Origin of the sequence: Paenarthrobacter sp. FR1, assembly GCF_051106045.1 — a bacterium.
GTDB lineage: Bacteria > Actinomycetota > Actinomycetes > Actinomycetales > Micrococcaceae > Arthrobacter > Arthrobacter nitroguajacolicus_A.
Window position 1 is genome coordinate 219,305 of the sequence record NZ_JBPFSF010000001.1, and the last position, 14,802, is coordinate 234,106.

At 62.8% G+C, this 14,802-nt stretch carries 13 protein-coding genes and 1 riboswitch; of the genes, 11 read left to right on the forward strand and 2 right to left on the reverse strand.

Features of this window, described 5'->3' with window-relative positions; all coding sequences use genetic code 11:
- Positions 1 to 242: 242 nt before the first annotated feature.
- The 6 genes from ACR30Z_RS01030 to ACR30Z_RS01055 all read left to right on the forward strand — a co-directional run bounded on the left by ACR30Z_RS01030 (position 243) and on the right by ACR30Z_RS01055 (position 7,799).
- Positions 243 to 4,043 carry a multifunctional oxoglutarate decarboxylase/oxoglutarate dehydrogenase thiamine pyrophosphate-binding subunit/dihydrolipoyllysine-residue succinyltransferase subunit gene (locus tag ACR30Z_RS01030; protein WP_144649852.1) on the forward strand — a complete coding sequence of 1,267 codons (3,801 nt, stop codon included), beginning with the start codon at positions 243 to 245 and terminating at the stop codon, positions 4,041 to 4,043.
- A gap of 140 nt (positions 4,044 to 4,183) precedes the next feature.
- Positions 4,184 to 4,783: a GDSL-type esterase/lipase family protein gene (locus ACR30Z_RS01035; protein ID WP_434370983.1), complete on the forward strand. Its 600-nt coding sequence runs from the start codon at positions 4,184 to 4,186 to the stop codon at positions 4,781 to 4,783.
- 2 nt (positions 4,784 to 4,785) lie between these two features.
- Complete coding sequence (locus ACR30Z_RS01040) at positions 4,786 to 6,063, forward strand: serine hydrolase domain-containing protein (RefSeq protein WP_434370984.1); 1,278 nt, start codon at positions 4,786 to 4,788, stop codon at positions 6,061 to 6,063.
- Between the two features lie 84 nt (positions 6,064 to 6,147).
- Complete coding sequence (locus ACR30Z_RS01045) at positions 6,148 to 6,996, forward strand: hypothetical protein (RefSeq protein ID WP_434370985.1); 849 nt, start codon at positions 6,148 to 6,150, stop codon at positions 6,994 to 6,996.
- Positions 6,996 to 7,610: a PadR family transcriptional regulator gene (locus ACR30Z_RS01050; protein ID WP_144649858.1), complete on the forward strand. Its 615-nt coding sequence runs from the start codon at positions 6,996 to 6,998 to the stop codon at positions 7,608 to 7,610. The genes ACR30Z_RS01045 and ACR30Z_RS01050 overlap by 1 nt, the downstream gene beginning before the upstream one ends.
- A 114-nt stretch (positions 7,611 to 7,724) precedes the next feature.
- Complete coding sequence (locus tag ACR30Z_RS01055; RefSeq protein WP_369299106.1) at positions 7,725 to 7,799, forward strand: 50S ribosomal protein bL37; 75 nt, start codon at positions 7,725 to 7,727, stop codon at positions 7,797 to 7,799.
- Between the two features lie 98 nt (positions 7,800 to 7,897).
- On the opposite strand, the gene rsrA is transcribed toward ACR30Z_RS01055, so the two are convergent.
- Together rsrA and ACR30Z_RS01065 are read right to left on the reverse strand one after the other, a co-directional pair.
- A complete protein-coding gene (rsrA, locus tag ACR30Z_RS01060) occupies positions 7,898 to 8,158 on the reverse strand; it encodes a mycothiol system anti-sigma-R factor (protein ID WP_018776387.1) in 261 nt (86 codons plus the stop codon).
- Entirely contained in the window at positions 8,155 to 8,958 is an 804-nt protein-coding gene (locus ACR30Z_RS01065; RefSeq protein WP_434370986.1) for a sigma-70 family RNA polymerase sigma factor, read from the reverse strand. The genes rsrA and ACR30Z_RS01065 overlap by 4 nt, the downstream gene beginning before the upstream one ends.
- Positions 8,959 to 9,138: 180 nt before the next feature.
- On the opposite strand from ACR30Z_RS01065, the gene ACR30Z_RS01070 reads away from it, so the two are divergent.
- From ACR30Z_RS01070 to ACR30Z_RS01090, 5 genes are all read left to right on the forward strand, one after another.
- Positions 9,139 to 9,654, forward strand: coding sequence for a DoxX family membrane protein (locus tag ACR30Z_RS01070; RefSeq protein WP_144649862.1), 516 nt, complete (start codon positions 9,139 to 9,141; stop codon positions 9,652 to 9,654).
- Positions 9,655 to 9,660: 6 nt separating this feature from the next.
- Positions 9,661 to 11,028, forward strand: a complete 1,368-nt coding sequence (aroA, locus tag ACR30Z_RS01075) for a 3-phosphoshikimate 1-carboxyvinyltransferase (protein ID WP_208759980.1) — start codon at positions 9,661 to 9,663, stop codon at positions 11,026 to 11,028.
- Positions 11,029 to 11,030: 2 nt separating this feature from the next.
- Positions 11,031 to 12,146 carry a ribosome small subunit-dependent GTPase A gene (gene rsgA, locus ACR30Z_RS01080; RefSeq protein WP_144649864.1) on the forward strand — a complete coding sequence of 372 codons (1,116 nt, stop codon included), beginning with the start codon at positions 11,031 to 11,033 and terminating at the stop codon, positions 12,144 to 12,146.
- 54 nt (positions 12,147 to 12,200) lie between these two features.
- On the forward strand, positions 12,201 to 13,013 hold the full coding sequence (hisN, locus tag ACR30Z_RS01085) for a histidinol-phosphatase (protein ID WP_144649866.1): 813 nt from the start codon (positions 12,201 to 12,203) through the stop codon (positions 13,011 to 13,013).
- Positions 13,014 to 13,194: 181 nt separating this feature from the next.
- Positions 13,195 to 13,308: riboswitch (SAM riboswitch) on the forward strand.
- A gap of 32 nt (positions 13,309 to 13,340) precedes the next feature.
- Positions 13,341 to 14,750 (forward strand): aminotransferase class V-fold PLP-dependent enzyme, encoded by a 1,410-nt coding sequence (locus tag ACR30Z_RS01090; protein ID WP_434370987.1) that lies wholly within the window; start codon positions 13,341 to 13,343, stop codon positions 14,748 to 14,750.
- Positions 14,751 to 14,802 lie beyond the last annotated feature (52 nt).

Below are 14,802 nucleotides of genomic sequence, written 5' to 3' on the forward strand. Positions count from 1 at the left end.
TTCAGTCTACAGTCAGCCCGCCGAAGGCTCCCACGTGCCGGGTAACTTCGCAATAAAAAACCCGAGTCAGCTCACTAAGTCAGCCGCAACATGATTTAGGTCACCACTATTGGCAGTTAACCAACGATCCTAACTAGACTGTCAGGGGTCTGAGTTCGCGGGACCCGGACCCTGTCCCATCGTTGCGGAAGTGCAACTTTGGCCAGCGGGAAAACAACACTCATGGAAGAGGCGTATTTCAAGTGCCAGAGCAGCCCAGCCACCGTCTACCAGAGGAATTTGGCGGAAACGAGTGGCTCGTTGACGAACTGTACGAGCGGTACCAACAGGACAAGAATTCGGTGGACACCAAGTGGTGGCCGCTCTTCGAATCCTTTGCTTCCGCTGACGGCACTTCTTCCAACGGAACCTCAGCAGCTCCAGCAGCTGCCAATCCCCCTACCCAAGTACTTCCCGTGGTAGCTCCGGCTGCAGCGGCACCGGCACCGGCGCCGGCCGCTCCCGCAGCTGCACCTGCCGAGGCCCCTGCCGCGGCGGCTCCCGCCCCGGCGAAGAAGGCACCTGCCACGGTTGCCCGGGACGGAGCAAAGAAGCCCGCCGCCGGCACCACTGCCCAGCCCATCCCCGCCCAGTTGCCCAAGAGCACCAAGGCTCCAACGGCGCCCGAGGAAGATGTCGTTTCCGTCCTTCGGGGTCCGGCCAAGGCCATTGCCACCAATATGGTCACCAGCCTCGAAGTGCCAACCGCTACCAGCGTCCGGGCAGTTCCCGCCAAGCTGCTCATCGACAACCGCGTAGTCATCAACTCCAACCTTGCCCGTGCCCGCGGTGGCAAGGTGTCCTTCACGCACCTCATCGGCTACGCCGTGGTTCGCGCACTCTCCCAGTTCCCCTCGATGAACGTCTACTACGACGAAATTGATGGCAAGCCGAGTGCTGTGCAGCCTGCACACGTCAACTTCGGCATCGCCATCGACATGCCCAAGCCCGACGGCACGCGCCTCCTGATGGTTCCCAACATCAAGAAGGCCGAGACCATGGACTTCGCGGAGTTCTGGCACACCTACGAGGACCTCATCAAGCGTGCCCGCAATGGCAAGCTCACGGCCGATGACCACGCAGGCACCACTGTCTCGCTGACCAACCCCGGCGGCATCGGTACAGTTCACTCGGTACCCCGCCTCTCCAAGGGACAGGCCGCCATCATCGGCGTCGGTGCGCTCGACTACCCGGCAGAATTCCAGGGTGCCAGCGAGAAGATCATCGCCCAGAACGCCATCAGCAAGATCCTCACGCTGACCTCCACCTACGACCACCGTGTCATCCAGGGTGCGGGCAGCGGCGAGTTCCTCAAGCTTGTCCACCAGCTCCTCCTCGGTGCACAGAACTTCTACGACGAAATCTTCGAAGCCCTGCGTATCCCGTACGAGCCCGTTCGGTGGAGCCCGGATCTCCAGGTGGATCCGGCAGACGAGATCAACAAGGTTGCCCGCATCCAGCAGTTGATCCACTCCTACCGCGTGCGTGGCCACCTGATGGCCGACACCGATCCGCTGGAATACGTGCAGCGCAAGCACCCTGACCTTGACGTCCTGACGTATGGCCTGACCCTGTGGGACCTGGACCGCGAATGGCCCACGGGCGGGTTCGGCGGCAAGCCGCAGCTGAAGTTCCGCGACATCCTCGGCGTGCTCCGCGACGCTTACTGCCGCACCACGGGCATCGAGTACATGCACATCCAGGAACCGGCAGAACGCAAGTGGTTCCAGGATCAGCTGGAGCACCCGTACTCCAAGCCGAGCCGCGAAGAGCAGCTGCGCATCGTCTCCAAGCTCAACGCCGCTGAAGCCTTCGAGACCTTCCTGCAGACCAAGTTCGTTGGTCAGAAGCGCTTCTCCCTGGAAGGTGGCGAGTCGCTGATTCCGCTGCTCGACGCCGTTATTTCGGACGCAGCGGACGATGGCCTGGACGAAGTTGCCATCGGCATGGCCCACCGTGGCCGCCTGAACGTGCTCACCAACATTGCCGGCAAGACCTACGCACAGGTATTCCGCGAATTCGAGGGCACGCAGGATCCCCGCTCGGTCCAAGGGTCCGGTGACGTCAAATACCACCTCGGCACCGAGGGTACGTTCACCTCGGACAACGGCAAGCAGACCAAGGTCTACCTCGCCGCCAACCCGTCCCACCTCGAAGCTGTTGACTCCGTCCTGGAGGGCATCGTCCGTGCCAAGCAGGACCGTTTGGACCAGGGCGAGTCCTTCCCGGTGCTGCCCATCATGGTCCACGGTGACGCCGCGTTCGCCGGCCAGGGCGTTGTGGCGGAAACCCTCAACCTCTCGCAGCTGCGCGGCTACCGCACCGGCGGGACCATCCACGTGATCGTCAACAACCAGGTTGGCTTCACCACTGCGCCGTCGTCATCGCGGTCGTCCACGTACTCCACGGACGTTGCCAAGATGATCCAGGCTCCGGTGTTCCACGTGAACGGCGATGACCCCGAGGCCGTGGTGCGCGTGGCGCAGCTCGCCTACGAGTTCCGTCAGCGTTTCCACAAGGATGTCGTCATCGACATGGTGTGCTACCGCCGTCGCGGCCACAACGAAGGTGACGACCCCTCGATGACCCAGCCCCTCATGTACAACCTGATCGAAGCCAAGCGCTCCGTTCGCAAGCTGTACACCGAGTCGCTCATTGGCCGCGGGGACATCACGGAAGAAGAAGCAGAGCAGCTGCTCCGCGACTACCAGGAGCGCCTCGAGCGTGTCTTCGCCGAGACACACGCTGCGCAGACGTCGCCGATCCCGATTATCACCGCGGACTCCGCAGCTGTCTCGGACATTGAGCGCCCCATTGCGCAGCAGGCTGACTTCGGGACCAATTCCCCCACGTCCACCGCGATTTCCGCCGATACCCTTGCCCGCATTGGCAAGGCCCACTTGGAAATCCCGGACGGTTTTACCGTTCACTCCAAGCTCAAGCAGTTGTTGGAGAAGCGCGAGCAGATGTCCCGCGAAGGTGGAATCGACTGGGGCTTCGGCGAAATCGCGGCCTTCGGCTCGCTGATCATGGAAGGCGTCCCCGTGCGTCTGGCCGGCCAGGATTCCCGCCGCGGCACGTTCGTCCAGCGCCACGCTGTATTCCATGACCGCGCCAACGGCAACGAATGGCTGCCCCTGGGCAACCTCTCCGATGATCAGGCGAAGCTGTGGATCTACGACTCCCTGTTGTCCGAATACGCTGCCATGGGCTTCGAATATGGCTACTCGGTGGAGCGTCCGGATGCTTTGGTGCTTTGGGAAGCCCAGTTCGGCGACTTCGTCAACGGCGCCCAGACCATCATTGACGAGTTCATTTCCTCTGCTGAGCAGAAGTGGGGCCAGCGTTCCTCGCTGGTGCTCATGCTTCCGCACGGCTACGAAGGACAGGGACCGGACCACTCGTCCGCACGCATCGAGCGCTTCCTGCAGATGTGCGCCGAGGACAACATGATCGTGGCCAACCCCACTACAGCGGCCTCGCACTTCCACCTGTTGCGTCGCCAGGCCTACAGCCGTCCGCGCAAGCCGTTGATCATCTTCACGCCCAAGCAGCTGCTCCGCCTCAAGGGTGCCGCTTCCGCCGTCGAAGACTTCACCAACGGCGGCTTCAAGCCGGTCATCGGAGACCCGGACGTCCAGCCGGCCAACGTGGATCGGGTCATCCTGGTCTCGGGCCGTTTGTACTACGATCTCCTGTCCAACCGTCAGAAGTCCGGTGATACGTCGACTGCGATCATCCGCGTTGAGCAGCTGTACCCGCTGCCCAAGGCTGAGATTGACGCCGAGCTCGCCAAGTACCCGAACGCTGACATCGTTTGGGCCCAGGACGAGCCCGCCAACCAGGGACCGTGGCCGTTCATGGGCCTGAACCTGGCACCGGAACTCGACCGCAAGCTTCGCTTGGTGTCGCGTCCGGCGTCGGCCTCCACGGCTGCCGGTTCCATGAAGCGCCACGCTGCTGAGCAGGATGCCCTGATTAAGCAGGCGTTCGAACGCAAGTAAAACGAAACTGCCCGGCCTGAGGAGCGATAAGCACGCCTCAGGCCGGGCAGTTCTGTTTAATGGGACAGGTACCCGGTTCCAGAACCGGCCGATGATCCGCCAATCCGTGCAAGGACCGTAACGAGTGTGAAGAGGTAACCGTGGAAGACAGGAAGCTGCGCATCGCAGCTGTAGGAGATGAACTGCTCGCGGGCCTGGGGGATCCCCGCGCATTGGGTTGGCTCGGACGAGTGCTGGCCCGGACACCCCAGGACTCCGTTGCGGTGGAAAGTTTCCCGCTCCCCTGCCCCATGGAAGGTACTGAGGGTCTCGCAGCCCGCTGGCAGGACGAAGCCGGCAGGCGCTTCAGTGATACGCACGAAAACAGGCTGGTAATCGGTCTTTCGGGGCGCGACCTTGAGTTTGGCCTGTCCACGGCGCGGAGCCGACTGAATCTGGCCAACATCCTGGACGGGGCTTCACACAGCAGCGTGGAGGTCTTTGTGGTGGGTCCGCCTCCCACTCTGGATCCAGCGCGGAACAAGCGGCTTGCCGAACTCAATACTGCGTTTGCCGATGTGACTACACGGCGGAACCACCATTACGTTGACACGTTCTCTCCCTTGCTCAATCATGAGCAGTGGAGGACGGACCTCGCAGCCAATGGGGGAACACCGGGCCAGGCGGGCTACGGATTGATTGCGTGGCTCGTCCTGCACCGTGGCTGGTTCCAGTGGCTTAACATCGCTCAACCGGAGTAGCCATGACGCGGAACGTGCAGGTACCTGTCAGAGCAGCAATGGCCGCGGCCTTAGTAGCCGCAGTGGCAGCCACAGTTTCCTGCAGTTCCAGTCCACCGGCTCCCTCAGCGGAGTCCTCCACAGCCGTACCGGCGCCGACGTCCACGCCTCTTTCTTCAGCGGCGCCCGCAGCCTTGCAGCCCTTCGACGCAGCAACTTTGCGCGCGGACTTCGAACGGACCGCGAAGGAAGTCCTTGTTCCCGGCGCCATGCTGCTGCTGGAGACTCCGGAAGGAACCCTCACCGCTTCGTACGGCACAGGTGTCCGCGGGGCCGAACGCCCGTTATCAGTGGAAGACCACATCCGCGTAGGGTCCGTCACCAAGACCTGGACAGCCACGGTGATCCTTCAGCTGGTCCAGGAGGGCAAGCTCGCGCTCGCTGATCCCGTGTCCAAGTATCGCCCGGACGTTCCCAACGGTGATGCCATCACGCTTGAGCAAATGCTGACCATGCGGAGCGGACTGTTCAACTACACCGAGACCCTTGAGCTCAACTCAGCCATGGACAAGGAACCTCAACGGGCGTGGAAACCGGAGGAATTGCTCGCCCTGGCTTTCGCCCATCAACCGTACTTCGCGCCCGGACAAGGCTTCCATTATTCCAATACGAACACGGTCCTTCTTGGTCTCATCGCTGAGGAAGTCGGAGGAAAGCCGCTCGGTGAGCTTTTCGACGAACGCATCTTCAAGCCCCTTGGGTTGAACGGAACAGTCTTTCCCGATATCTCCTCCAACGGCATTCCGGAGCCGCACCCCCAGGGCTACTTCTATGGCGACAACGTCCTGACCATGACCAATCCCGCCCTTCCCGAGGACATGCAGAAGGAAGCAACGGCGGGTACCCTTGCCCCTAACGACGTCACTGACGTCAACCCGTCGTGGGCTTGGGCCGCCGGCTCCGGGATCTCCACAGCAGCGGACTTGAAGACCCTGGGCGAAGCCCTCGTCAACGGAAAGCTCCTGAAATCGGAACTTCAGCAAAAGAGACTCGACAGCGTCACCCCGACCAACCCGGATATTCCAGGTGGCGCTTCCTACGGCTGGGGCATTGCGAAGTTCGGCAACCTCTATGGCCACACTGGAGAGCTTCCCGGCTTCAACACCTTCATGGGCAGCGATCCAACCAACGGCGTCACCTTGGTGGTGTGGACCAACCTGGCACCCACCGCCGACGGCCGGGACCCTGCCTCGATTATTGCCCGTTCCCTTATCGGCAAGGTCTACCGCGCTTCGTCCTGACTCTCCACGATTGCCCCTTGCTTCTCGGCAATTCGCGATATATCGTGACTTCATTAACGCGATATATCGCAACTTGGAGGGATCATGTCTGACGAATTATGGACCGTGACAGGACCACAAACCATTGATGTGGACGACGTCCGCTCTCTCAAACTGGGAATCGTCAAAGGCCGCTTTGACGTCATGACCCACGACGAACCTTTCGTCCGCATCGAGATCAGCGAGATCACCGGTGACCCACTCACTGTCACTTTGGTGGATGGACGCTTGGAAGTACGCCACCAACTGCAGGGACCGCAAGGCTGGTTCCGCAACCTGATGGGAACCGTCAACAACACCAGCACCAACTCAGTGGTGGTCGGCATAGCACTGCCGCCCGGCGTCGACGTCGAAGCGGGAACGGTGAGCGGCGACGGCCTGGTGTCGGGCATCAGCGGCCGCACGCGACTGAACACCGTGTCCGGTTCCGTCATGGCTGACGGAACCAGTGGCGAATTGCACGTCAACACGGTCAGTGGTGAAGTGATCGCCAGGAACCACGACGGCGTCCTGACCGCCAAGAGCGTTTCCGGTGAAGTTACCGCCTCTGGCACGTTCAAGAACGTTCGTGCCAGCACGGTGAGCGGCGACCTCAGCTTCGATCTTCAGGACTACACCAACGACCTCGGGGCCAACTCCGTTTCAGGGGACCTCACCATCCGCCTGCCGCATGATGTCGGCCTGGACATCGTGGCAAAGTCCGCCGGCGGAACCGTGGTGATCGACGATCAGATGTACGCCCAGCCCGGCAGCAATGTCCACACCATTGTTGGCCCGGATGAGCGGCTGATGCTGGTTCGGACCAACACAGTATCCGGCAAGACCTACATCATCCACGGCTCAGCGCCCGCACCGGAAAACGGGAAACCGGTCCCCGGGGAAGCGGGCCTCTGATGCCTCCGGTTTTCGCGCACGGAGCACTGCGGCTGTACCTCCTGGCGCTGCTCGAGACAGGTCCCAAACACGGTTACGAGCTGATCAAGGCGCTGGGTGACAGATTCGGCGGCACATACTCCCCCAGCGCCGGAACCATCTACCCGCGCCTGGCCAAACTGGAGGAGGAAGGCCTCGTTGCCACCGAGACCGAAGGGCGCCGCACCAAGTACCTCATGACGGAGGCAGGCCGGGCTGAACTGGACAGCCGCCGCCAGGAGCTTGCCGATGTCGAGGACACCATATCGGCCTCTGTGAGGCGGCTCGCCGACAATCTGCGAGAGGACATCCGGACCAACATGCGGGGCCTGCGGGCAGACCTGGCGGCGACTGCGGAAGCCGCGCGCACCACCGCAACCACGGCCCCCTTCCGGAGCCGGACTGCGGGCTACACCCCCGAAGGCCAGCGCATCCTTAAGGAAGCTGAGCTGATGGTTCAGTCCTTCCGGGATGACATCAGGGTTGAACTACGCCAGCACGGCGCCTCCCACCCGTTGACTCCCGTAGCGCTGGAAACGGTTCGCGCCGTCTTGGACCAGGCCCGCATCTCCATCAGGAATTCGCTGCGGAACTGACCGAAGTGCCGGCTCAGAAGCAGCACAGCAGCAGCCCGGTTCGCGGCGCAGCACTCGGATGTGCGAAACTGGAGGGCAGCTTTATTGAGTATCAATCCTTGAAGGAGGCCAGCTATGAGCAAGCGTGCACGTAAGCGTCGTGACCGTAAGCGCGGCGGCGCGAACCACGGCAAGCGTCCCAACACCTAAGCCATCGGCTTAGCGTCACAGCCTTAAAGCGAAGGCCCCGGAAACCATGCGGTTTCCGGGGCCTTCGACGTTGGTGGTAAAGATCAGGTTGTGGCCGGCTAAGCGTCAACCGGCTTGATGGAGTGAATCCTGTCCAGAATCGAGTTCTTGAGGTTCTCCGGCGCAGACTCCGTGCACGAACGCTTGACCATGGTGCGGATCAGGCATTCAAGGTCGTACTGCTCAGCGCATTCCTCGCACGTGTCCAGGTGCTGCTTGATCTCTGTGAGGTCTTCGCGTGTCAGCGCACCGTCGAGGTACTCATAGATCCGCTGCATTCGCGTATCGTCGCAATCGCCCAATCCCTGGCAGTCGCTCATTTCTCTTTCTCCTGATTGTTGCTTCCGGCCGCGGCCTGATCTTCGGTATGGGCCCTGAAGCCCCGTTCGGCGGCGTAATCCGCCAGCATGTCCCGCAGCATCTTCCTGCCGCGGTGCAACCGCGACATGACCGTGCCGATCGGGGTGTTCATAATCTCTGAAATCTGCTTGTACGCATATCCCTCGACGTCGGCGAAATAGACGGCGAGCCGGAACTCCTCCGGAATCGCCTGCAACGCGTTTTTGACGTCGGAGTCGGGCAAGTGGTCCAGGGCCTCAGCTTCCGCGGACCGCAAACCTGCTGAAGTATGCGACTCGGCCTTGGCCAACTGCCAGTCCTCGATCGTGTCCGAATTGGACTGCAGCGGCTCGCGTTGCCGCTTCCGGTAGAGGTTGATGTAGGTGTTGGTCAAGATCCGGTACAACCAGGCTTTGAGGTTGGTGCCCGGCTTGTACTGGTGGAAAGCCGAAAAGGCCTTGGTGTAGGCCTCTTGGACAAGGTCCTCGGCGTCAGACGGGTTTCGCGCCATCCTCATGGCGGCCGAGTACAGCTGGTCCACGTACTGCATTGCGTCGCGCTCGAAGCGCGCCCGCCGCTGCTCGGGAGTTTCCGTGGCGACATCGACGGCGGCCGGTGCCGGACTGCTGCCTTCGGCTGACGCGTCGGCTGCTTCGTACATGGCCGCTGCGGCCGGTTCAATGGTGCTCATCGTTGCCAAGTCTACTGTCAGCTGGGGGGAATCCGGCTGCGTCCCGAACCCAGCCTCCGGTAGAACCCTGCGGTCCTTCACCAAAGTCAAAAAACCAACTCCATTCAGCGAGGCGGCAACACCATGCCGCGGTCCGGTCTCCACCGCACCTGAAACTCACAACGGCTGCCGCTGGGTAAATATTCCGCAAAGGTGCAAGACTAGAGCAGACTGCACCCCGTGAACACAACACTCATCGAACAGTGTGGCAAGCCACCCAGGAGGCAAGACATGTCAGTTATCCGTTTTCTCGCGCGACCTATGCTCGCGTCCAGCTTCGTCGTCGCAGGTCTGGACAAGCTCAGGAACGCGGACGACACTGCCAAGCAGCTCTCCCCCGTCCTTCGCCGGGCCTCGGAGTCCCTGCCCTTCAAGGCGGATGAGAAAACCCTCGCGCGCGTCCTCGGCGGTGCCCAGCTGGGTGCCGGAGCATTGCTCGGACTCGGCAAGCTCTCCCGCTTCGCAGCCACGGTGCTCGCTGTGACCTCCGCACTGAACTCCTACGTCGAATGGCGTTCTGCCGACATCAGCACCAAAGAAGGCCGCCACGCCCGCAAGGCGCAGCTGTTGAAGAACATCTCCCTGACCGGTGGCGTTCTGCTTGCCGCTGTTGACACCGAAGGGCGCCCAAGCATTGCCTGGCGCGCAGAGCATTTGGCAGCAGATGCCAAGAAGGTCACAGGCAAACAGATCAAGCGAGCAGACAAAGCAGTACGCAAGGCCGTTGACAATGCAGTTGGAGCATAAGGAAGCATGACAGGTACCACCGCCGCTAACACCGAACCACACACGGCCGCCGCCCTCCCCTTGTGGCCGGCTCCTTACGCCAAGGGGCCGGTGGATGCCACGGTGACGGTACCCGGTTCAAAGTCCCTGACCAACCGTTTCCTGGTGCTGGCGGCTTTGGCGGATGGCCCCTCCCGCCTTCGGGCTCCGCTTCATTCACGTGATTCCGCCCTGATGATCCAAGCCCTCCGTCAGTTGGGTGCCACCGTCACGGAGGTTCCGGGCGACGGTGATTACGGTCCCGATCTGGAAATCTCACCACTGGATCCGGCCGCTTCCAGCGCAGGGACGGCCATCGACTGCGGCTTGGCCGGCACGGTTATGCGTTTCGTTCCACCGCTGGCAGCGCTGCGGAATGGCTCCACCGTCTTCGACGGCGATCCCCACGCTCGCAACCGGCCCATGGGAACGATTATCGAAGCCCTGATCGCCCTCGGTGTTCCTGTCGCGGCTGAAGGCGGCAGGACGCCGTCGGCCCTTCCTTTCACGGTTGAGGGCACCGGCGAGGTCCGGGGCGGCCACCTGGTCATCGATGCCAGTGCGTCGTCACAGTTCGTTTCCGCCTTGCTGCTGGTGGGGGCCCGTTTCACTGAAGGCCTGCACCTGGAGCACGTAGGTAAGCCGGTTCCGAGCCTTGACCACATCAGCATGACCGTGGCGGTACTCCGCAGCGTCGGGGTCACCGTGGACGACTCCGTCCCCAACCACTGGCGGGTTTCCCCCGGGCCCATCAAGGCTTTTGACCAACGGATCGAACAAGACCTCTCCAATGCAGGCCCCTTCCTGGCCGCCGCACTGGCCACGCACGGCACTGTCCGCATTCCCAACTGGCCCACCGGTACCACGCAGGTGGGTGATCTGTGGCGAACCATCCTTGCGGCCATGGGCGCAACCGTGACCCTTGACGACGGGACGCTGACGGTCACCGGCGGGAACGAGATCAAGGGTGCGGATTTTGACGAAACCAGCGAGCTTGCTCCAACGGTAGCCGCCTTGTGCGCCTTGGCCACGGGCCCGTCACGCTTGACCGGCATTGCCCACCTCCGTGGGCACGAAACCGACAGGCTGGCGGCACTGGTGGCCGAGATCAACCGCCTCGGCGGAGATGCCGAGGAGACCGCAGACGGCCTGGTGATCCGCCCGGCAACCCTGCACGGCGGCGTGGTCCACAGCTACGCAGACCACCGCATGGCTACGGCCGGCGCCATCCTGGGGCTCGCCGTCGAAGGTGTCCAGGTTGAAGACATCGCTACCACTTCCAAGACCATGCCGGAGTTCCCGGAGATGTGGGCACGAATGCTTGAGTCGGCCGGCACCAGCGAGGCCAGCAACTGACCATGGGCCGCGACGCACGCTCCTGGGACGAGTCCGATGTCCGGATCCGTCCCAATAAAAAAGGCTCACGCCCCAGGACCAAGGACCGCCCCAGCTATGATGACGCCGTGATTGGACGGATCATCACGGTGGACCGCGGACGCTACCGGGCAATCGTGGGAGAAGACTCCGCCAACGAGCGCATCGTTATCGCCGCGCGCGCCCGTGAACTGCGGCGCAACCCCGTCGTTCCCGGCGACTTCGTGGCGTTGGTGGGAGACGTTTCGGGGTCGCCGGACACTCTTGCGAGATTGGTCCGCGTAGAGGACCGCAAGACGCTCCTGCGCCGCAGCGCTGACGACACCGACCCCATCGAACGGGTGGTTGTGGCCAACGCGGACCAACTCGTCATTGTGGTGGCAGCAGCCAACCCTGAACCGCGCACGGGATTCATCGACCGTGCTCTGGTGGCGGCGTACGACGCCGGCATCGAGCCGCTGCTGCTCATTACCAAGGCAGACGTTAAAGATCCGGCCGAGCTGCTCGCCAACTACCTCAGCCTGGACTTCCCCGTGATCATCAGCCGTACGGCGGATTCCGAAGCCGGTGGCATCGATGCCCGCTCGGATGACGGATTATCCGCCCGACTGGACAGGGACGCCGTCTCCCAGCTCCGCTCCCACCTTGGTGGCAAAGTCACCGTCATGCTCGGGCACTCCGGTGTGGGTAAATCCACCATGGTCAACGCCCTGACGGGAGCCGAGCGAGCCACGGGGGGCGTCAATGCAGTAACGGGCCGTGGCCGGCACACCTCGTCATCGGCGCTGGCCCTCAAGCTTGCCGATGCTCCATCGGGCAGTTGGATCATCGACACACCGGGTATCCGCTCCTTTGGCCTGGCCCACGTGGACCCCGACCGGATCCTGCATTCCTTCCCGGATCTTGAGCCTGGCACGGAGTCCTGCGACCGTGGCTGCAAGCACGACGCCACCGCCATCAACTGCGGGCTGGATCCTTGGGTTAATGAAGGCCATGCCGGACCGTCCGGAGTGGCCCGCTTGGCATCCCTGCGTCGGTTGCTGGGTGCGGATCCGCGCCTGGAAGCAAAAGAGGCCAAGGAACTGGGCACCGTCAACTGATCCTTGCCGCTTCACGTCCCCACCGGAGCGAACGTTTCAGGATAGTTTGGTGGCATGACCCATCCCGTTTCCACCTACAACGATGACCTGCGGCTGGCCCACGTCCTCGCTGATTCCGTCGACGCCCAGACCATGGATCGCTTCAAGGCGCTGGACCTCCAGATCGAGACCAAGCCCGACCTCACACCCGTCACGGATGCCGACAAGGCCGCCGAAGAAGCCATCCGAGGTCAATTGTCACGGTCGCGCCCCCGCGACGCCGTTCTCGGCGAAGAGTTCGGCAGCAGCGGTCACGGCTCACGCCGCTGGATTATCGATCCCATCGACGGGACCAAGAACTTCGTCCGCGGCGTTCCCGTGTGGGCAACGTTGATCGCACTGGTGGATGAAGGGGAACCCGTGGTTGGCGTCGTGAGTGCACCCGCCTTGGGCAAGCGGTGGTGGGCCGCCAAGGACATGGGTGCCTACATGGGCCGATCCCTTGCTTCCGCGACCCGGCTCAAAGTTTCCAACGTTACGCGGCTGGCCGATGCCTCCATGTCATATTCCAGCCTGTCCGGATGGAAGGAACGCGGCAACCTCGACGAATTCATGGGCCTCACGGAGGATGTCTGGCGGACACGCGCCTACGGCGATTTCTGGTCCTACTGCCTGGTGGCTGAGGGCGCAGTGGATATTGCTTGCGAACCTGAACTGAACCTCTACGACATGGCAGCCTTGGTTCCCATTGTCACCGAAGCCGGTGGGCGCTTCACGTCGCTGGAAGGCGAAGACGGCCCGTTTGGCGGCAACGCGCTGGCTACCAACTCGATCCTGCACTCTGAGGTCCTCAAGCGTCTCAACCCCGGCTTGGACGACCTTCTCTGATTTGTCCCCACCTCCCCCCACACGGCGGGTATCGGAATTTTCGACGGCGGATGGCCCCTTTTGTGGCCGTCCGCCGTTTTTTATTCGGTCAGTGGGGTGATTCGCATTCAACGTAACAAAGGCCTTAATAATCGGCAGCGGCTTTGGATGGCCCGCCGGACGTGCCGTAGCCTTTTTTACAGGTCACGAGTGCCAGCGCTAAACCCCGGTTTGCTGGCCGGCAACCCTCCATTCGCGGTGGGGTGCCCCGGGTGACGACCCGGCCGGTCCGGAACGGATGCGGCAAGCGCGGATCCCCCTATGGGGGTCCCTCTTGAGTGAGGTCCCATGAGCACTGTCACGCTCGACTCCAACATCATTCCGTCCTTCGCTGCAGAAACCACGGCAGAGGCAGGAGCTGCCGCACGCCCCCTTGCCGCTGTCACCGGCGCGGAGTTGCAGGCGCCGCTGATTCAAGGCGGGCACGTCCGCTACGCCAACCTTGACTACGGGGCATCGGCTCCTGCGTTGACTATTGTCTCGGCGCACCTCAACGAGATCCTTCCTTACTACGCAAGTGTCCACCGAGGTGCGGGCTACGCCTCACAGATCAGCACCTCGGTGTACGAGAATTCGCGGAACATCGTCCGTGAATTCGTCGGCGGTCGGGCAGACGACTCCGTAATCTTCACGCGGAACACCACGGACTCGCTGAACCTCCTGGCTGGATGCCTCCCGCACACGGACGGCCAACCCGTCGGGGAGGTCCTTTACCTGGACATCGAACACCATGCCAACCTGCTCCCTTGGCAGGGAGTCCCGCACCGCAGCGTTGTCGCCGCCACAACCTTGGCTGCCACGCTGGACAAGCTCCGCGCGGAACTTGCCCAGGGTGGAGTCAGCCTGCTCGCCGTCACCGGCGCCTCGAACGTGACCGGCGAGATCCTTCCCATCGCCCAGCTTGCGTCCCTTGCCCACGAGCACGGTGCACGGATCGTGGTGGATGCCGCCCAGTTGGCACCGCACCGACGGATCAACATCGCGGAGGCAGACGTCGATTACCTTGTGTTCTCCGGACACAAGCTCTACGCCCCGTTCGGCGCCGGCGTCGTGGTGGGTCGCCCGGATTGGCTGGACTCCGGCATTCCCCACCTGGCAGGCGGCGGCGCGGTTCGCGAGGCCCGCCTGGATTCGGTCAGCTGGGCCACTGGCCCTGCACGGCATGAGGGCGGCTCCCCCAACGTCCTGGGAGCGGCAACCCTGGCGCGTGCCACGCAGGTCCTCGCAGGACTGGACCAGGAAGCCTGGCACGCCCACGAGGCTGCTATCCGTTCCTACCTGGTGGAAGGCCTCGAAGCGATCGACGGCGTAACAGTCCACCGGATCTTCAGCGACTCCGAGGACACCATCGGCGTGGTCAACTTCTCCGTGGAAGGATTCGACGCCGGTTTGGTCGCCGCCTACTTGGCGGCAGAACACGGCGTAGGCCTGCGCGATGGCCGCTTCTGCGCCCATCCCCTCCTGAAGCGGCTTGGGCTCCCTTCCGGTTCCCTGCGTGCCAGCTTCGGCGTCGGCTCCCGGTTGGAGGACGCCACGAGGCTGCTGGCCGGCATCGAAGGACTGAAGCGGGACGGACTTGGTTGGGACTATGTGGTGGACGAGGGCCGGTGGGTGCCTGCCAACGACCACCGCAGCTACCCTGAGTGGGCACCGAACACTCCCGGCACGGCAGGCGCTGCTCCCTGCACTGTGGATTAGAAGGACTGTGGATTAAAAGACTGTGGACTAAAGGAACCGAGCCCCAACGATT